The organism is Rahnella sp. R3(2024) (genome assembly GCF_042920125.1).
Classification (GTDB): domain Bacteria; phylum Pseudomonadota; class Gammaproteobacteria; order Enterobacterales; family Enterobacteriaceae; genus Rahnella; species Rahnella rivi.
This window is the reverse complement of the sequence record NZ_JBHGBU010000001.1, coordinates 4,507,341-4,526,080: the sequence shown is the minus strand read 5'-3', so window position 1 is coordinate 4,526,080 and position 18,740 is coordinate 4,507,341. Positions and strand designations below refer to the sequence as shown.

Annotated in this window: 19 protein-coding genes; 5 read left to right on the top strand and 14 right to left on the bottom strand. The window is 54.7% G+C overall.

The window, feature by feature from the left end; all coding sequences use genetic code 11:
• Window positions 1-62 precede the first annotated feature (62 nt).
• On the top strand, window positions 63-1,574 hold the full coding sequence (locus ABSH60_RS20525; protein WP_390975627.1) for a YchO/YchP family invasin: 1,512 nt from the start codon (window positions 63-65) through the stop codon (window positions 1,572-1,574).
• 104 nt (window positions 1,575-1,678) lie between these two features.
• On the opposite strand, the gene uxuA is transcribed toward ABSH60_RS20525, so the two are convergent.
• On the bottom strand, window positions 1,679-2,863 hold the full coding sequence (uxuA, locus tag ABSH60_RS20520; protein ID WP_390975626.1) for a mannonate dehydratase: 1,185 nt from the start codon (window positions 2,861-2,863) through the stop codon (window positions 1,679-1,681).
• 197 nt (window positions 2,864-3,060) lie between these two features.
• Between uxuA and ABSH60_RS20515 the strand changes: the two genes are divergently transcribed.
• On the top strand, window positions 3,061-3,759 hold the full coding sequence (locus ABSH60_RS20515) for a FadR/GntR family transcriptional regulator (protein WP_056771936.1): 699 nt from the start codon (window positions 3,061-3,063) through the stop codon (window positions 3,757-3,759).
• A gap of 132 nt (window positions 3,760-3,891) precedes the next feature.
• On the opposite strand, the gene ABSH60_RS20510 is transcribed toward ABSH60_RS20515, so the two are convergent.
• Together ABSH60_RS20510 and ABSH60_RS20505 are read right to left on the bottom strand one after the other, a co-directional pair.
• On the bottom strand, window positions 3,892-4,185 hold the full coding sequence (locus ABSH60_RS20510; protein ID WP_056770466.1) for a DUF1161 domain-containing protein: 294 nt from the start codon (window positions 4,183-4,185) through the stop codon (window positions 3,892-3,894).
• Window positions 4,186-4,231: 46 nt separating this feature from the next.
• A complete protein-coding gene (locus ABSH60_RS20505) occupies window positions 4,232-4,600 on the bottom strand; it encodes a DUF1283 family protein (RefSeq protein ID WP_056770469.1) in 369 nt (122 codons plus the stop codon).
• A 134-nt stretch (window positions 4,601-4,734) separates the two neighbouring features.
• Here ABSH60_RS20505 and ABSH60_RS20500 point away from each other — a divergent pair, with 134 nt between their 5' ends.
• Window positions 4,735-5,061: a YnfA family protein gene (locus ABSH60_RS20500; protein WP_183848176.1), complete on the top strand. Its 327-nt coding sequence runs from the start codon at window positions 4,735-4,737 to the stop codon at window positions 5,059-5,061.
• Here ABSH60_RS20500 and ABSH60_RS20495 read toward each other — a convergent pair.
• A complete protein-coding gene (locus ABSH60_RS20495) occupies window positions 5,058-5,963 on the bottom strand; it encodes a LysR family transcriptional regulator (protein ID WP_056770472.1) in 906 nt (301 codons plus the stop codon). The genes ABSH60_RS20500 and ABSH60_RS20495 overlap by 4 nt on opposite strands.
• A gap of 310 nt (window positions 5,964-6,273) precedes the next feature.
• Between ABSH60_RS20495 and ABSH60_RS20490 the strand changes: the two genes are divergently transcribed.
• On the top strand, window positions 6,274-7,569 hold the full coding sequence (locus ABSH60_RS20490; RefSeq protein WP_056771944.1) for an NCS2 family permease: 1,296 nt from the start codon (window positions 6,274-6,276) through the stop codon (window positions 7,567-7,569).
• Window positions 7,570-7,647: 78 nt separating this feature from the next.
• Here ABSH60_RS20490 and ABSH60_RS20485 read toward each other — a convergent pair whose 3' ends face one another.
• The 5 genes from ABSH60_RS20485 to ABSH60_RS20465 all read right to left on the bottom strand — a co-directional run bounded on the left by ABSH60_RS20485 (window position 7,648) and on the right by ABSH60_RS20465 (window position 11,974).
• A complete protein-coding gene (locus tag ABSH60_RS20485) occupies window positions 7,648-8,025 on the bottom strand; it encodes a MarR family transcriptional regulator (protein ID WP_056770475.1) in 378 nt (125 codons plus the stop codon).
• Entirely contained in the window at window positions 8,022-8,534 is a 513-nt protein-coding gene (locus ABSH60_RS20480; RefSeq protein ID WP_235533376.1) for a hypothetical protein, read from the bottom strand. The genes ABSH60_RS20485 and ABSH60_RS20480 overlap by 4 nt, the downstream gene beginning before the upstream one ends.
• An 18-nt stretch (window positions 8,535-8,552) precedes the next feature.
• Window positions 8,553-9,302: a bifunctional NADP-dependent 3-hydroxy acid dehydrogenase/3-hydroxypropionate dehydrogenase YdfG gene (ydfG, locus tag ABSH60_RS20475; RefSeq protein ID WP_136376525.1), complete on the bottom strand. Its 750-nt coding sequence runs from the start codon at window positions 9,300-9,302 to the stop codon at window positions 8,553-8,555.
• A 123-nt stretch (window positions 9,303-9,425) separates the two neighbouring features.
• A complete protein-coding gene (locus tag ABSH60_RS20470) occupies window positions 9,426-10,481 on the bottom strand; it encodes an aldo/keto reductase (RefSeq protein WP_217203623.1) in 1,056 nt (351 codons plus the stop codon).
• Window positions 10,482-10,528: 47 nt separating this feature from the next.
• Entirely contained in the window at window positions 10,529-11,974 is a 1,446-nt protein-coding gene (locus ABSH60_RS20465) for an MFS transporter (RefSeq protein ID WP_390975621.1), read from the bottom strand.
• Window positions 11,975-12,344: 370 nt separating this feature from the next.
• Here ABSH60_RS20465 and ABSH60_RS20460 point away from each other — a divergent pair, with 370 nt between their 5' ends.
• The gene (locus ABSH60_RS20460; protein WP_390975619.1) at window positions 12,345-13,376 is read left to right on the top strand and encodes a DUF3829 domain-containing protein; all 1,032 of its coding nucleotides are present in this window, start codon (window positions 12,345-12,347) and stop codon (window positions 13,374-13,376) included.
• Between the two features lie 59 nt (window positions 13,377-13,435).
• Here ABSH60_RS20460 and ABSH60_RS20455 read toward each other — a convergent pair whose 3' ends face one another.
• The 5 genes from ABSH60_RS20455 to ABSH60_RS20435 all read right to left on the bottom strand — a co-directional run bounded on the left by ABSH60_RS20455 (window position 13,436) and on the right by ABSH60_RS20435 (window position 18,555).
• The gene (locus tag ABSH60_RS20455; protein WP_217203620.1) at window positions 13,436-14,524 is read right to left on the bottom strand and encodes an ABC transporter ATP-binding protein; all 1,089 of its coding nucleotides are present in this window, start codon (window positions 14,522-14,524) and stop codon (window positions 13,436-13,438) included.
• Window positions 14,525-15,478: a PfkB family carbohydrate kinase gene (locus ABSH60_RS20450; RefSeq protein ID WP_390975616.1), complete on the bottom strand. Its 954-nt coding sequence runs from the start codon at window positions 15,476-15,478 to the stop codon at window positions 14,525-14,527.
• Between the two features lie 26 nt (window positions 15,479-15,504).
• Complete coding sequence (locus tag ABSH60_RS20445) at window positions 15,505-16,344, bottom strand: ABC transporter permease subunit (protein ID WP_390975614.1); 840 nt, start codon at window positions 16,342-16,344, stop codon at window positions 15,505-15,507.
• Window positions 16,341-17,243: a carbohydrate ABC transporter permease gene (locus ABSH60_RS20440; protein ID WP_056770501.1), complete on the bottom strand. Its 903-nt coding sequence runs from the start codon at window positions 17,241-17,243 to the stop codon at window positions 16,341-16,343. Before ABSH60_RS20440 ends, ABSH60_RS20445 begins: the two co-directional genes overlap by 4 nt.
• 61 nt (window positions 17,244-17,304) lie before the next feature.
• A complete protein-coding gene (locus ABSH60_RS20435; protein WP_122095267.1) occupies window positions 17,305-18,555 on the bottom strand; it encodes an extracellular solute-binding protein in 1,251 nt (416 codons plus the stop codon).
• Between the last annotated feature and the right edge of the window lie 185 nt (window positions 18,556-18,740).

Genomic DNA, 18,740 nt, shown 5'->3' with positions numbered 1-18,740 from the left:
TGAGGGTTGAAATATGCTGCCTGTCAGCTAAGATCACCTCTCACTGGCAAAATGTGCAAGGCATGACAAACGTCACAGATTTTTTTTCATATTTATTGAAGCGTTCGGGACCTTCCTGTCTTTCCGTGCTTATCGCCGGGGCAGGGAGTTTTTATGCTGGCGGCGCCTTTGCGCTGACGGCAGACCCGGCTGAAAGCAATTCCGCCGCCCTTAACCTCAGTTACGATCTTTCGGGCTTCCTGCCCGCCAGTGACCAGCAGTCAGCCTTCAATACCGGCGGCGCTCAGCCTGCGGCCTTGCCGAGCCTGGGCAGCCAGTACATCAAAAGTGCTTCCGGCCCGACCGCAACCGAAAAGCAACTGGCGACGACCCTCAAAGAGCTTGGCACCACCACGGCAGACAGTGACGATCCGTTGCGCCTGCAGGCAGAAAATCTGGCGCTGGGTCAGGCGGCGAAGCTGGTGCAGAAAGAAACCAACAGTTTGCTGTCACCGCTCGGCACCGTCAGCACCACGCTGGATATGACCGGACATAATCTTGACGGCAGCTCCGGGCAGCTTTTCAGCCCGCTGTACAATACCGATAATAATCTGGTGTACAGCCAGATCGGTTTGCAGAGTGCGAGCGATGCCACGGTCGGGAATTTCGGCGTCGGACAGCGCATCAACACCGGCGCGTGGATGCTGGGCTACAACGCGTTCATCGATAACGATTTCGATCATCAGCTCACGCGCGGCAGTCTGGGGGCGGAAGCCTGGTCAGACTATCTGCGTCTCTCCACCAACTATTATCATCCGATCTCCTCGTATAAAGCGGACAGCCGTACCTCCGCCCAGCAGCGTCGGCAGGCGCGCGGGTACGACATCACCACCAAAGGGTATTTACCGTTTTATCGCCAGCTTGGGGCATCGCTCAGTTATGAGCAGTATTTCGGTAATCAGGTGGATTTGTTCGGAAACGGCACGCGACAGAGCAATCCGTCGGCGGTGTCATTCGGGCTGAATTACACGCCGGTGCCGCTGGTAACGGTAATGGCCGAGCATCAGGCCGGTCAGGATGGCGATAATCAGGATCTGGTAAAACTGACGCTCAACTATCGTCTCGGCGTTCCGCTGGATCAGCAGTTGTCGGCGCGCAATGTGGCGGCGGCGAACTCGCTGCGCGGCAGCCGGATGGCGATGGTCGATCGTAATAATATGCCGGTGATGGAGTTTAAGCAGCGCAAAACCCTGTCGGTCTTCCTCGCCACGCCGCCGTGGACGTTACAGCCGGGGGAAACGGTTCCGCTGAAATTGCAATTACGCGCACTGAATGCTGTCGTGGCGTTGAGCTGGCAGGGCGATACCCAGGCGCTGAGCCTGACGCCGCCAGCCAATAACCGCAACGCCGAAGGCTGGAGTGTGATTGTGCCGCCGTGGGATGAGTCGCCGGGCGCGAGTAACAGCTATCGCTTATCCGTTACGGTGGAAGACAGTCAATCGCAGAAAGTGACCTCGAACTGGATCACGCTGACCGTCGCGCCGCCGCTGGCCGCACAGCCGCAATACGGTAACGACGCCGGTCTGAATTTTTGATCTGAGGGTCTGAGAGAAGGTGCGCTAACCTCCCCGGTGATGAAGGGGAGGGTGGCGCAGTTAAGACGATGTTGGCAGCTAATGCGTGCGCAGCCGTAGATGGCTTACTCTGTGAAGAAACTGACCTTCAGTGCCCGTTCAACCCCTCTGAGTTCCGCCAGCCCGCGTAAACGGCCAATAGCGGAATAGCCCGGATTGGTCTTCTTGTTCAAATCATCCAGCATCTGATGGCCGTGATCCGGGCGCATCGGAATAGCGCGCTGATTTCCTGCGCGGCGGCGGGTTTGCTCTTCGGTCAGAATGGCTTTGATCACCGCGACCATATCAACGTCACCGTCCAGATGGTCGGCCTCATGGAAACTTCCCGGTACCTCTTCACGCTGCGTCGCGCGCAGATGAATGAAGTGAACGCGATCGGCGAAGGTGGTCATCATCTTCACTAAATCATTGTCCTCACGCACGCCGTAAGAACCGGTGCAGAAACAGAAACCGTTATGGATGCTGTCTGCCGTGTCTTTTAGCCACTGCATATCTTCAATGGTGGAGACAATGCGCGGAAGGCCGAGAATAGGGCGCGGAGGATCGTCAGGATGAACCGCCAGACTCAATCCGCATTCCTCTGCCACCGGCACAATGCTGTGCAGGAAATGCGCCATGTTTTCACGCAGTTTGGCTTTGTCGATCCCGTCGTAAGTCGCCAGACGCGCGCGGAACTGTTCCAGCGTGTAGCCTTCTTCCGCACCCGGCAGACCGGCAATAATGTTGGCGACCAGGGTGTCTTTTTCTGCCTGAGTCATCGCCGCGAAATACTCAGCAGCCTGTTTTTGCTCTTCAGCGCTGTAAGAGGATGTCGCCCCTTCACGTTGCAAAAGATGTAATTCGAAGGCGGCAAAGGCGATGTGATCGAAACGCAATGCGCGGGAACCGTCCGGCAGGAGATAACCGAGATCGGTACGCGTCCAGTCCAGAACCGGCATGAAGTTGTAGCAGACGGTGTCGATGCCACAGGCCGCGAGGTTACGGATTGACTGCTGGTAGTTGGCAATGTGCTGCTCAACGTTGCCGCTGCGGGTTTTGATCTCTTCATGCACCGGAATACTTTCTACCACTGACCACACCAGACCTTTCGCTTCCACCTCAGCCTGACGTTTTTTGATCTCCTCAACCGGCCACACTTCGCCGTTCGGAATATGGTGCAGGGCGGTGACCACGCCGGTTGCGCCAGCCTGACGCACATCATCAAGCGATACCGGGTCTTTCGGGCCGTACCAACGCCATGTCTGTTCCATCTGATTTCCTTAATTATTTTACTGATGCTTGCCAATGTAGTTGACGCATGGCCGGTGATAAGTTCAATCTTAGTGCACGGCATGGTCCGGTGGTCTGCTGGTCAGGCCATCAGACCAACATATGATTCAGCATCAAACCGATGATTAATGTGATCGGGATAACAAATCTGGGATTCAGCACCAGCACGGAGAAAACAATGGAATTACCTACACTGAAAGTCGAACGGCTGTATCGCCAGATTTCTAATGTCCTGATTAACTGTATTAAGACCGGGCAATTTTCGCCGGGGGCGATGATCCCTTCGGAGCGCGATCTCTCCAAACAACTGGGCGTCAGCCGCTCCTCTATTCGTGAAGCGCTGATTGCGCTGGAGATCACCGGCTGGGTGGAAATTCGTACCGGCAACGGGGTGTACGTCAGCAATCCCCTGCCGGACGGCTCGCCGGTGGTTCACGCCGCGCCCGCAGAAGAGGAGTTCAGCCTGCAATCATTAGTGAAAGCGCGTCAGATTTATGAAGCCATGACCGCAGAACTGGCGGCCATCAACGGCACTGACGACCAGCGCGCGAAACTCAAAGAGATTGCCCGCGAGCTTAACGAGCTGAACGCCAATAATGACGCTTTCCTCGAAGCCGACCGCCGTTTCCATCTGATGATCAGCGAAATGACCGGCAACGAAGTGCTGCACGATATGATGGGATACCTGTGGGATAAACGTCAGTCGCGCCGGTTTATGCGGCTTGAAAGCCACTATACCGAGGTGGATTTTGCGCGTGAGATGAACGCGGATCATCAGGGGATTTTGGATTCGATTCTGGCGCGTGACGGCGCGGGTGCCAAAGCGCGGATGAGCAGGCATCTTCAGCACGTATACGATCAGCTGTTTGCCGGGTGAGTGGTCGCGTGTGAGAAATGGGGGGGAGAAAAGGAATCAGGGGAGCAGAAGCTCCCCAGGGTATTTCGGTGTCAGGGGATGACGCGGTTAGCGTTCATCAGCCCGACATCGTCTGGCCGGTGCTGCCGAAGACTACTGAGAGTCCTGGCTGGTGCCGGTTTTAGGGCTTGAGGCTGTCTCATCGCCCGCGTCCGCGGTTTTGGTGTAGATGATCTTCTGGCTGTCGTTTCCGCAATGCCCGACCACCTGTCCGCCGGCCTGATCTGCCTGATCGTTAGGTACGATGTCCAGTTTGAAGCCGGACTCCGGCAAACCGTTTGCAACGATTTTCGACGTAATATCTGCCTTCACGCTTTCACAGGAAGCTTGTGCGACGAGGGGGGCCAGCATGACCACCGCAAGACCGGCTAAAAGTGTCTTTTTCATCATTCATTCCTTTTATGAAAATCAACGTATCAATGAGTTTAGCAGATTACGGCGCCATTAACTGACGACCGGTCCGGCGATCGAGGCAGCGCTCGGTGTTCGGTTCCCAGTAGGCATTGATATTCTGGCTGGCTTCGCACTTGTCGCGCAGATCAACCGAGTTGTCGTACTTGGAGAAATCTTTCTCGTTGCGCTGGTTTTTCATGGCGCGCAGACGCTGGGTTTCATTCCACTGCTCTTTGCTCTGACGTGCTTCTTCGTTGGTCATGGCATCATTGCCGGTACCGCCAAAGACACAGGTTCCGCCCGCGCAGTTGGTGGCTGCAAGTGCAGGGGCCTGCCAGCCCGCTGTCATGACCAGCAAGGCAACCGGCAATACGCTGCGGGTCAGTCGGGACATAAACGTTGTATTCATTAGCTCATCCTTTTATTTTTACACATCGCTCAGGCGAATATATCAATTATAACATCCCGCTCAATGACGTCATCCTCTGACAGTGAACTCATTGATTTGTGATTGAACTACGGACTGTAAACCTGACAAATATGATGCTCAAAACTTCTTTACTGTTCTTTGCGACGGCGCTGGCGGAAATTATCGGCTGTTTTTTGCCTTATCTCTGGTTACGCAAAGGCGGCAGCGCATGGCTTTTATTTCCTGCGGCGCTCAGCCTGGCGGCTTTTGTCTGGCTGCTCACGCTGCATCCGGCGGCCAGCGGCAGAGTGTATGCGGCTTACGGCGGCGTGTACGTGATGACGGCGATGCTGTGGCTGCGCGTCGTGGATGGCGTGAAACTCAGCACCACCGACTGGCTGGGGGCCTGCGTGGCGCTGGCGGGAATGCTGATTATTATTTCCGGCTGGAAAGCCGCTTAATGCGTTAACTGCTCCATCATAACGATGACTTTCTGAATCACCATTTGCGCCGCGCGGGAAAGTTGCCTGCGCGGGGCGACGCACAAAGCCAGCGTCAGCGGTTTAGCGGTACGGCCCTGCAACGGCACAAACGCCAGCCGCTGTTCCTGCAAATCGGGCAGGACATCTAATAAACTCAGCACGCCGACCCCGGCACCTTTGCGGATAAGTTCGCGCATCATGCGCACGTCATTACAGACGATCGACGGCGTTTCCAGCAACTGATAACGGTTGTACAGCAGTTTGGCGCGGGCATTGACCATCAGCGGCTCAGACGGAATGATCTGCCGGTAAGCGGCGATATCGCTGAACGACAGCGACGTCTGATGAGACAGTTCATGCCCGACCGGCATGGCGATGCCGATCGGCAGTTCCGCAAACGCCCGTACTTCCAGCCCGGTATGTTCCACCGGATCAAGCAACAAACCGAAATCCACTTCTGCGGAACTCACCTGTTCGCTGATATTGCGGCTGTCTTCAATGCGGATATCAAAGGTCAGATAAGGGTGTTCCTTGCCGACGTCGGCAATCAGTTCTGCGACCATGCCTTCGCTCAGCGCAGCAATCATCGAAATCGTGACGTGACCGCGCCGTAATCCCTGGATTTCATCAAACCTCTCACGGGTGCGGGAAAATTCTTTTCGCCAGCGGCGAATGTCATCGAACAAGATTTCACCCGCCGACGTCAGTTTCAGCCCGGTGGGAAGCCGTTCAAACAGCGGGGTTTCCAGCGTCTGTTCGGCCTGTAAAATTTGCCGGTTGATGGCTGAAGCCGAGACGTGCAGCACTTCCGCCGCTTTGCGCAAACTTCCTGTTCGGGCGACCTCGGTAAAATATTGCGAAAAACGGGAGAATGGCGACATGGGTGTACTAATTTATGCAGTGAATAAGTGAGATATCTATTATGGACTGCATCACTCATTTTTCCTAGATTGTGCGATGCCCCTTTATAAAACAATGTCCTCAGGTTGTTTTATGTGCAAAGTGGCAATGACAGGGTTCGTCAAAACACGTTTTCAGCTCGTGTTCCGCTATCAGTATCAGGCAGTGGGGCGAATTGTGGCATCCTCACTGCGGGCGCGCGGGCGTGTTTTGAATAACAACACTAATAACAAGCGTGCGCTATTTGATCGCCAGATCAAAAGTGATCATGCGACCAAGAGATTCCTTCTCATGTTAGAAAAACTATTTAAGTTAAAAGCTCACCGCACTAACGTGCGGACTGAGATTGTGGCAGGACTGACTACGTTTTTAGCAATGGCCTATATTCTGTTTGTTAACCCGTCTATTTTGGGCGCGACGGGGATGGATAAAGGTTCGGTATTCGTGGCAACCTGTCTTGCTGCCGCAATCGGTTCCGCACTGATGGGCTTTATCGCCAACTACCCGATCGCGCTGGCGCCGGGCATGGGGTTAAACGCCTTTTTCACCTACACCGTGGTTCTGCATATGGGTTACACGTGGCAGATTGCGCTGGGTGCCGTTTTCCTTTCCGCCTGTATTTTCTTCGCGTTATCTATTTTTAAAATCCGCGAATGGATTATCCGCAGTATTCCGCTGCCGCTGCGTTCGGCCATTGCCGCAGGTATTGGTTTGTTCCTGGCGCTGATTGCGCTGGAAAATGCCGGTATCGTGATCGCGAACCCGGCTACGCTGGTGGGGTTAGGTGATCTGACGAAACCGGGCCCGCTGTTCGCGATGCTGGGCTTTATCCTGATCGTGGTGCTGGAAGCGCGAAAAGTCACCGGAGCGGTGCTGATCGGCGTGCTGGCGGTTACCGTGCTGGCGATCGCGCTGGGCTATTCAGCCTTCGGCGGAATTATGTCGATGCCGCCGTCTATCGCGCCGACCTTTATGCAACTGGACATCAAAGGCGCATTCAACGTTTCGCTGATTAGCGTGATCTTCGCCTTCCTGTTTGTGGATGTGTTTGATAACTCCGGCACCCTGATTGGCGTGACCAAACGTGCCGGTCTGGCAGACGAAGACGGCAACATCCCGAAAATGGGCCGTGCGCTGGTGGCTGACAGCGCCGCTGCGCTGTTCGGTTCGCTGCTCGGGACATCAACCACCACCAGTTATATCGAATCGGCGGCGGGCGTCAGCGCCGGTGGCCGTACCGGTCTGACTGCGATTGTGGTTGCCATCCTGTTCCTGCTGAGCCTGTTCTTCGCACCACTGGCAGGCAGCGTTCCGGCCTTCGCCACAGCGCCTGCGCTGCTGTTTATCGCGGTGCTGATGACCTCCGGCCTGGCTGAAATCGACTGGAAAGACATCACGGTCGCCGCACCGGTCACCGTGACCGCGCTGACCATGCCGTTCACTTATTCCATCGCCAACGGTATCGCGTTTGGTTTCATCACCTGGACGCTGTGTAAACTGCTGAGCGGCCGCTGGCGTGAGCTGAATTCTGCGCTGATCGTGCTGTCGATTCTGTTCGTGATCAAACTGGGCTGGCTGAGCGCGTAACCGTTACGTCAGACATCAGTAAGAAGAGGGCGCGGGCAGGTTTGCCGCGCCTTTTTTTGTGAGTGGCATACCCGTCAGTCAGGCTGCCGTTCTGGCGGCGGAGGGAAAATTCTCGACGCGGATATCAAATTCCGTAAACAGCGCGACCGGGCGTTTCCTGGCACCGAAAGCCACCATCTTCACAAACCCACGATTCTCGAGAGTTTTCAGCGTTTTGGACAAGTTGCTCTTATGTCGCCCGGAAAGTGTCGCCAGTTCTGTCAGGGTTTGCGGATTGCGCTCATACATCAGGCTGAGCAATGCAATATTGTCCGGGCTGAGGATCTGCGCCAGTGCGGCCAGTGAGTTGTACCAAATTTTCGGTTCATCCGCCGCTGGCTTATAGTCGCCCTTAAGGATAGCCAGCATACGCTGACGAACCATCTCTTCCGGCATTACGCCAATAAGTGCTTTCATTCGGACCTCTTAACATCCTTGATTATTGAGTCTGTTGCCTGCCAAAAATCGTCAAGCAGTTGGCAGGGTGATGTAAACATGTAGGGCGTTCCTTTTTGTCTGATTCCCTTATGCAGATGATCGTAGGTCACGGACCTGCCGTGATAAACGCCACGTTTGCCTGAGATCACTGCATGACTGTTATCCATTCCATACACCCGCTGATCGTGATTATCATGCAGAGTCAGGTTATAGCGAATGCCGTGGGGAACCGTCACCGTTTTCGGTACGCGCCGGGCTTCAATTTTCCACCAGTAACCTGACGTGGTGTAGTTAATCCAGCCATTAAGTTCCAGTAAGTATTCGAGTCCGTTCTCAAAATTGGCTTCCATAGTAGAACCTGTGTGTTGTGAGGTGATCATAACTCTTTGTGCGAAATACAACCAGCACAATTCAGGTGCAAAATGCCGCTTTTCATCAAAATAAACCAATAAAAAAAGCAGCCTGAGCTGCTTTTCATTATTTTTCATCAGGTTCAGGAAGCAAGATCACTCTTCGCGATGGACCTGCAATCCGGCGAGAGACTGGCTGACTGGCATCATTTCGATGCTGTTGATGTTGACGTGCTCAGGGAGCGTGGACACCCAGAAAACGGATTCGGCAACGTCAGTGGCGGTCAGCGGGTTGGTGTTGTCGTAGGTTTTGCTGGCTTTCTCATCGTCACCCTTAAAGCGGATGTTTGAGAATTCAGTACCGCCGCACAGGCCCGGTTCGATGTTGGTGACGCGAACGTGAGTGCCGTGCAGATCGGTGCGCAGATTCAGGCTGAACTGACGCACAAAAGCTTTGGTCGCGCCGTAGACATTACCCCCGGCATACGGCCAGTTACCGGCAGTGGAACCGATGTTGATCACATGCCCGGTATTGCGCTCAACCATGCCCGGCAAGACGGCGCGGGTCATGTACACCAGCCCTTTGGTGTTGGTGTCGATCATTTTGTCCCAGTCTTCCAGCGACGCTTTATCCGCTTTTTCCAGACCAAGCGCCAGACCGGCGTTATTGACCAGCACGTCGATGTTGCGCCAGTCAGCAGGCAGGCTGTCGATGGCATCCTGAATGGATGCGCGGTTAGTGACATCCAGCTCAACAGCGTACAGCGCGTCTCCCAGTTCGGCTTTCAGGTCGTCCAGACGCTCTTTGCGGCGGCCAGATGCAATCACTTTATGACCTTCTTTGACAAACCTGCGTGCGATTTCTGCACCAAATCCGGCAGTGGCGCCGGTAACAAAAATAATCATCCCGGTAATCCTCAATATTTAAGCAAGGTGCTCAGTGCACTCAAAAAGACCTTCACAGTATTAACACAAAAATAACACGACCGGCACTCTCTGCCGACCGTGTTACGTTTCATTTTATTGCCGTTACTTTTTCAGATAGGGCGCAATCAGCGATAAATCCGCTGCGGACAAACGATCCGGTGCCGTCTGCGCCTGGTGCCAGTAAGGATACAACAAAGGCAACTGACTGACCTGATTAAGTCGTTCAATTTCTTCATTATTGAGGGTTAACCCGGCGGCGAGCAGGTTGTCCTGCAACTGAGATTCATTACGCGCTCCGACAATCACCGAGGTCACCTGCGGGCGGGCAATCAGCCAGGCCAGCGCAATCTGCGCCGCAGAAACGCCACGGGCTTCGGCGATGCTGACCAGCACATCAACCACATCGTACAGCGCGCTTTCATCACGCACCGGCGGCTCACCCCAGTCTGCCAGATGGCGGGTGCCTTCCGGCGCAGCCTGATTGCGACGATATTTACCGGAGAGCAGGCCGCCTGCCAGCGGGCTCCAGACCAGCGTACCCAGCCCCTGATCTTGCGCGGCGGGCAGCAACTCGTATTCGGCTTCGCGGGCCTGCAGGGTGTAATGGATTTGCTGGCTGACCGGGCGGATATAATGATGGGCATCGGCCACGCCCAGCGTTTTCATCACATGCCAGGCGGAGAAGTTAGAGATACCGACGTACCGCACTTTCCCGCTGCTGACCAGATCGTCGAGCGCGCGCAGGGTTTCTTCCAGTGGCGTCAGGCCGTCCCATTCATGCAACTGATACAAATCCAGATAATCCGTATTCAGACGCTTCAGGCTGGCTTCGCAGGCGCGCAAAATGTGATGACGTGACGAACCGCGATCGTTCGGACCTTCGCCCATCGGGAAGCGGGCTTTACTGGCGACCAGCACGTCATGGCGTTTGTCGCCGAGCGCCTTACCGAGGATCACTTCTGATTCACCGCCTGAATAAACATCGGCGGTATCGAACAGATTGATACCGGCATCCAGACATAATCCTATCTGACGCTGAGCGGCCTCAACGTCGGTTTGCCCGGTTTTTGCGAATTTGCCCTGACCACCAAATGTCATGGTGCCGAGGCTTAAAACTGAAACTTTCAGGCCAGAGCGGCCTAACAGACGGTATTCCATGGTTTAACTCCATTTTTCGGATACGTAATTTCAGTCTGGCTGCGCCATTATTTTTCCGGTACAGCCGGTGGGGTTACAGATTCTTTTTTGCGTCGTATTTCATCGGCTGCCGTTTTGTCGAGCGTCAGGCTGTCGAGCGTACCGGCCAGAGAAAACAGGCCGATGATGATAAAAGCAATATGAAACGTGCCGGTCTGCAACGTGTCGCTGGCGGGCAGAAAATGTCCGGCGATGCGCAGGGAAAGCGCGCCGATGGCGATACCCAGCCCGGTAGAAAGCTGCTGCGCGGTGTTAAACAGCGTATTCGCGCCCCCCATTTGTTCAGAAGGCACCTGCGAAAAGGCCAGCGTATTGAGGGCAGTGAACTGCATCGAGCGGCTCATGCCGCTGGCGAATAACAGCAGCAGCGTCAGCGCCGTCGGCACGTTTGGCGTTAACAGCGCACAGGCAAAAATGGTCGCAGAATTGATCAGGCCGTTAACCAGCATAATCGACTTAAAGCGGAAGCGGTGCAAAATCGCTGAGGTAAAAGGCTTCATCGCCAGATTTCCGGCAAAAACCGCGAGCACCAGCAAACCGGCATTAAAAGCACTCATGCCATAACCGAGCTGGAACATCAGCGGCAGCAGAAACGGCAGGGCGCCGATGGCGATACGAAACAGCGAACCGCCGTAAATAGTGACCGCGTAACTTTTGATTTTCATCGCCGTCAGCGGCAGTAACGGGTGCGCCGCCCGGCGGGAATGCCAGATGGCCAGCGCTCCGGCCAACAGCGCGCCGCCGATCATCGCGAAAGGTTTCCAGTCGATACGCCCTTCATTGAATTTATCCAGCCCGAAAATCAGCCCGAGGCAGGCAATCCCGGTCAGCACAAATCCGGTCACGTCGAAGGGCACGCCTTTTTCGCCGGGAATAAGAGGGATCAGTTTCCGGCTAAACCACAGAGCAATACACCCGAGCGGCACGTTGAGGATAAAGATCCAGTGCCATGAGGAATAGGTGGTGATAAATCCGCCGAGCGGCGGTCCGAGAATGGGGGCGACCAGCCCCGGCCAGGTGATGGTGGCGATGGCGCGGATCAAATCCGATTTCCGGGTGTTTTTCAGCACCACCAACCGCCCGACCGGCACCATCAGCGCACCGGCAAAGCCCTGCAACATTCGGGCAGCGGTAAACGTCGGCAGGCTGGTGCTGGCGGAACATAACACCGAGGCGAGAGTGAACAACACCAGCGCCAGCGAGAAGACGTTGCGGGTGCCAAAACGGTTTGCAATCCAGCCGCTGGCGGGAATAAAGACCGTGAGCGTCAGAATGTACGCCGACACACCGATATTCATATCCACCGGATGCACCCCGAAATCTTTCGCCATCTGTGGCAGCGCGGTCACGATCACCGTGGCATCGAGGTTTTCCATAAAGAACGCGCCTGCCACCAGCAATGGCAAGGCAGAACCGGGCGGCAGCGAGAATTTTTTGTTTGAGAAGAAGCTCATAGAAGGTAAGCGCGCTAATGAAACAGGCAATGTCTGAGCATAGCGCATCGGGGTGTGGCGTCAACGGTGAATAAGAGGAAAATTAAATCATCACCATTCCCGCCATAAATAATGACTTACTCTTTATCTGTCTGATACAGAAGAGACATTTAATGTATGAGGTCAGTAATATGAATGATTAATATAATTGAAGATATATTGAATATACTTTCCTTGCCTGCTGACTCATAATATGCGACCTGTCTGTTGACAGTAATATTGATTAATCGATGTATGGAACGATCCTTGTATTCATATTTTATATAAGTAGGCGACATTCATTAATGCATTCGATTGTTTCTTACCCCACAGGAATTAAAGTAGTCTCGCCATGAATAATAAATTTTTATATACAGTGCTCTTTTCATCAGTTATAGCTATGTTATCAGGTTGCGATGATAAAAAAGTGGACACTAAGTCTGCCGATGCTTCGCTCAAAACCGTGTCGACAGTTTCAGCAAAGATGGATGCCACTTCTCAGAAAAAAGAAGAAAAACCGACTCCTGAAGTCATTGCCGCAAAATTGCAGATCTATATTAAATGCTACAGCCTGCTGGATGCGGGAATTAATCATTCTTTTAACCAATATTCAAGCTGGGTAAAAGATGTTGATCAGGGGCCTGCAGGGAATGAAACTGAAGTGTCGGGAATGAGTCCTGTTAATAGCAAATTATTAGAGTTTTGTAATAATAAAATGCCACTGGCAGCTGAACGGCAACCGGGTATTCCAGAACTGGATCATGCTGCGCTTAATTTCATAAAGTCAGCAAACAGTTTGAGTGAGGTGATGAATTCTCTGAGTCAATATTATCGGCAAGAGGATTATAAGAAAGATGCCTTCCTGAAAGGAAAAACTTCACACGCTGAATTTATGAATAAACTAAAATCATATAATTCAGACTCTGTGGCATTCAGAAGCGCAATTGATACCGCTAACGATGCACAACAACTCGCCCGTTTGCAGGAAATCGAACAATCGGAGGGTAAAAATGTCCGCTATCATGCTTTGTCCATCGTGATAAATGCTAAAAAGCTGAATGCGATACTGGTACAGGATAAATTTTCAGCCGAATCTGCCACGCGTATTATGAGCGAAATACAGGCCTCTCTTGACGTGATGAAGCAGCCTTCCGCCAACACCGCGAAAAAACCGCAGGACTACAGCAAGCTGATTAAAAATATTGAAGAATATGTGCTGGCCGCGCAACAGCGAATTAATCATGTGCGGGATAACCAGCCATTCACCGAAGCGGAAAAGGCACAGCTCACTGACCAGCAATCATCAGCGATGGTTGAAGGAACCTTTAATCATGCGATGAAAGCCAATAATGAAATGATCGCGAGTTTTAACCTTCTGCAATAATCAAATTTTACCGGTTATCGCAGTAATAAAGACCCCGTTTTGTCGGGGGTCTTTACCTTTTATTCCTCCGCCAGCCGTTCTCCTGTTGTCACATCAAACAAATGAATCGCTTCGCTGTTGGCCTCGAGATACAACGGCTGGTCGGCGCTGACGCGGGCACGTCCGGCAAACTGCACGTGCAGCGGGAATCCACTCCAGTCGATGTGCAGCAGGCTGCTTTCGCCGGTGACTTCCAGCAAGCGCAATGTGGCGGCAGGCTGCGTGCTTACCGGCACAGGTTTTAAGTCGTGCGGACGCAGCCCCAGGGTGACCGGTTTTCCCTCGGCGTGCCGCGCCTGCAATGCCCATTTCTCCGGCAGGGCGAACCACAGTTGATCGCAGGCCACGCCCGGCTGTCCGTCAATATTCCGGAAGACGCCGCTGAGCAGGTTCATGGGCGGCGAGCCGATAAACCGCGCCACAAAGGTGTTAACCGGTTTGTCGTAAATCGACAGCGGGTCACCCTGTTGCACGATAAATCCGTCTTTCATCACCACGATATTATCGGCCAGCGTCATGGCCTCGACCTGATCGTGCGTGACGTACACGGTGGTGGTGCGAAACTGCTGATGCAGCGATTTGATCTCAGCACGCAGTTCCATGCGCAGCTGGGCGTCAAGGTTAGACAGGGGTTCATCGAACAGGAACACTTTCGGATTTCGCACCAGCGCCCGGCCCATGGCGACACGCTGGCGCTGGCCGCCGGACAAATCTTTCGGCAGACGTTTGAGCAGGTGATCGATCCCCAGGACTTTGGCGGCCTGTTGCACTTTGGCCTGCTGCTCGGCTTTCGGCACTTTTTTAACCTGCATGTGGAACGCCATATTTTCGGCCACCGTCAGGTGCGGATACAGCGCGTAACTCTGGAATACCATGGCGATATCCCGGTCGGCCGGGTCGAAATTATTGATTTGCTGTTTATCGAGCAGAATGTCGCCGTCAGACAGCGATTCCAGCCCGGCCAGCAGGCGCAGCAGGGTAGATTTTCCGCAGCCCGACGGGCCAACCAGCACGGTGAAACTGCCGTCAGGGATGGTCAGATCCAGCGGTTTCAACACCTGCACTTTGCCATAATGTTTGGCGACTTTTACCAGTTCTACCAGAGCCATTTAGATTTTCTCCACAAGGCCAAAAAGCGATTGCCAGTCAGGATAACGGCGCGGGGAACTGCCAATCGCGCAACCGGCGACGCGGACACCCCATTGCAGCGCCGTGGCAGGCGGCAGGCCATAAATCAGCGCGGATAAAAATCCGGCGTTAAAACTGTCTCCGGCACCGATGGTATCCACCACATCGACCGGTTCCGCGTGCTGATGCAGCGTCAGGTTTTTCGACCACAGCCGCGCGCCTTCCGGGCCGCATTTCGCCACGCAAAAGGCGTTTTCCGCCATCTGCGCAAGCAGCGTCAGCGCGGCGATATCCAGCGTGGCCGCATCCGCCAGCCCGAGGGTTTCCACTTCATTAAGCAGCAGCGCGTCACAATACGGCAGCCATGTTGATGCCTGATCACGCAGCGCATCGCTCCAGTCTTCCGGCGGCCAGCCGCTGTCCACCGCCACCTGATAACCGCGCTGCTTAAGCACGGCCAGCAGTTGCGGATAGTCAGCATAAAGCGCCGTACACAGCCAGGTGCCGCACAGCAATACCCAGTCACCGGCCTGCGCCGTTTCAGGGATTTGCGCCAGCACGTCCTGCATGGAAAGGCGCACGATGTGCCCCTGATTGCTGAAAAAGGTTCTTTCGTGATCAGGGTGCGTAACGCCAAACGTCAGCGAGGTTTCGCAGTCGCAGGTCGGCCAGCCTGGGGCGCTCTCAGGAAACATGCCCGCCAGCCAGCCGCTGAACTGGTCGTTGCCCTGATTGGCCACCAACCGGAAAGGGGATCCGAGGGCGGAGAGCGCCAGCGCGCAGTTTCCGGCAGAACCGCCGGGGCGCAATGAACTGCTTTCGAGCATCGCTTCGGTGCCTTTTTTCGGCCATGCGTGCAGCGTGCTCATAATCAAATCCACGTTGATGTTGCCCGCCACATACAGCGTGGCGCGGGTCTGCGGTCTGGTTGTCATTGATGAGAATTCCCTGGTGTTCATAATCAGCCTTTGCTGCCGCCGGCGGTTAACCCGCTGACCATGGTTTTTTGCAGCCAAAGCGCAATAAAGAGCGGCGGGATGGCCGCAAGAATGCCAACGGCGGCGATCAGCCCGTCATCGGTGGCGCGCCCGGCGGTGAACCCGGCAATGGTGACCGGCAGCGTCTGGGCGTCGATATTGTTGGTAAACAGCAGGGCGTAGAAAAATTCATCCCAGGCCAGCAGCCAGCCAAACATGGCCGACGCGCCGAGCGCCGGTTTTGCCAGCGGCAGGGTGATGCGCAGCAAAACCTGCCAGTAGCGCAGCCCGTCGAGGCGGGAAGCCTGTTCGATATCCACCGGCAGCGCGTCGAACTGGTTTTTCAGCATCCAGGTCAGGAACGGCAGGATCATCGAGCAATACACCAGAATCAGCCCGAGGTGGGTATTGAGCAGCGTCAGCTGTTGCAGGATGAAGTACAGCGGCAGAACGAACGCCACCGGTGGCACCATGTAAATTGCCAGGCTGCCGAACAGCCAGCCGTCACGGCCCGGATAGCGAGAGAAGCTGTAAGCGGCCGGGATCGCCAGCAGCAGCGAAACCAGTGTGGCTCCGCAGGCCACCAGCAAACTGTTACCAAGCGCATGCAGGAACAGCGCGCCCGGCGTGCCGGCCTCTAAGGTCAGCAGGCTGGCATAACGGCTGAAATCCCAGTGACGCGGCAGCCATTCCAGCGGAATGCGGGTCAGATCTTCCGCTGAGCTGACGCTCATCAGGAACATCCACAGCAGGGGGGCAAGAATCGAGAGGGCCAGCACCAGTGCGGCGAAATAGCGTAAAACGAGCCGGATTTTCTGTTTCATTCTGTGCTCCCTGAACGGCGCTGGCGCAGCAACATCACCATGTAAATCGTGATCAGCAGGGCGCAGATTAAGGTCATCAGTATCGCGTAGGCGGCACCGCTGCCAGCGCGCAGATAACTGAACGATTCCTGATAGACAAAGAAGCTGACGGTTTTGGTGCTGTCGAGCGGGCCGCCGCGGGTCATGACATAAATGATGTCGAAGACTTTAAAGGCATCAATGGTGCGCAGGATCAGCGCCACGGCCAGCGGTGCGGCAATCGCCGGTAAAGTGATTTTGCGAAAACGGCGGAAAGCCGATGCGCCGTCGAGCCGTGCGGCTTCGAACAAATCTTCCGGAATGGTCTGTAACGCCGCCAGCACCAGCAGGGTGATCAGCGGGTAGTTTTTCCAGATATCCGCGAACATCACCGCATTGATCGCCGAAGACGGATCCCCCAGCCAGCTGCGGTAGGTATCAATCAGCCCGAGCTGGGAAAGCAGGGCGTTGATGCTGCCGTAATCCGGATTGAAATTCAGCCGCCACAGGGTGGCGTTGACGATGGTCGGCAGTGCCCAGGGCAAAATCACCAGCACGCGCAGGGCGCTGCGTCCCCAAAATGGCTGGTTCAGCAACAGCGCCACCAGTACGCCGATGATGCCTTCAATCACCACCGACACCACGGTGAAATACAGCGTGCGCCAGAGTGCGGCACGAAAATCAGGGTCGGTCAGCGCATACAAAAAGTTCTCGCTGCCCACCCAGTTGGGCGCAGAGCCGTCGCCAATCAGACCGGCATCGGTAAAACTCAGCCACAACGTACGGACAAGCGGCCAGGCGGTGAGTAAGAACATCATCAAAAGCATGGGCGCGAGCAGCAACCAGGCCTGACGTTTCTCACGTTGCGGTAATGTCAGCATTCAGTTTTCCCGTCCCGCCATAGTCAGGCTATGGCGGGTATTTTTGGTGTTGGTCGTGAAATTAACGTAAACGATCAGCGGCTTGGGTTGCGGCTTCCATACCGTCCTGTGCCGGGGTTTTCCCCTGCAAAACCGCCTGAATATTTTGCTGCAAGATATTGGATAAACGGGAGTAATCCGCCGTGACCGGGCGCGAGAGCATCACGTTCAGCGAGGTTTTCGCCGCCGCAATCAGTTGCTCCTGATCTTTTTGCACTGCCGGATCGTCATAAGAGGATTTCCAGATTGGCAGGCTCAGTTTGGCGTATTTGTTCTGCACCGGCTGCGAGGTCATGTAGCTGATGAATTCCCACGCCTGATCCGGGTGCGCACTGGCTTTGGCAATGCCCAGCCCCATCGAGCCGTTAACACCGGACGCGCCGCCTGCGGTTTCACCCGGTGCCGGGATCACACCGACGTCACCCGCCACTTTGCTCTGTTTCGGATCGTTGGCCATGTTGTACATGTAGGTCCAGTTCAGCGCGAAAGCCGCATCGCCGTTGGAGAAGGATTTACGCACGTCCTCTTCCAGATACTCGCGGGAGTTCGGGTTGGTCAGCCCTTTATCCAGCGTCTCTTTCATGTAACTGATGGCTTTCATGGCGCCGGAGTTAGTAAAGTTCAGCTTGCCGTCTTTGTAGAAATCACCTTTGAACGCGGAAACCAGGGTGGTGTAATCGCACAGCAATGCTTCGGACTGTGACCAGCTCCAGACCAGCGGATATTTGACGATGCCTTTTTCTTTCAGGATCGCAGACTGTTTCTCAACGTCAGCCCAGGTGGCGGGCGGCGTGGTGATCCCGGCCTTTGCCAGCATGGCTTTGTTGTAATACAGATATTTGGTGTCGAGGATCCACGGCATGCCCCAGCGTTTGTCTTTATAGGTCACGGTGGAAATGGCACCGTCAAAAATCTTGTTGCTTTCCTCCGCCGGAATACGCGCCGTCACGTCCTGCAACAGGCCGTATTTGTTAAATTCGGCGGGCCAGATCGCATCGAACAACACCACGTCATAACCTTTGTCACCGGCACCGCGTGCGGCGACGATTTTGTCGTGCAGCGCTTCATACGGCACGAATTCCAGATTCACTTTGATATCCGGATGCTGCTTAGTGAAATCAGCGGCCATGGCGCGGATATCCGCTTCGCTGTACGCCGCCTGCGTCATAAACAGGGCGCTGAGGGTGGTTTGGGCCAGCGCATTGACAGAATATCCAAGAGTCAGGGCAGAGAGGGCGCACAGGGTGGCCGCAGGGGTAAATCGTAGGCTCATCGTCATTCTCCGAAACAGGGTTAAGTTTATTAAATCAATTTGATTGCTTTAATCGGCTAAAAAAAATGGGAAGGCATAACTCTGCCAGTCCCTGCGTCCCTGCCGGATTGTGCTACCGGGTTTTAAGGCGAATATCAAAACAGCGTAAAGTGAATAGTGACTGACGATTATTATTAACATGGCAA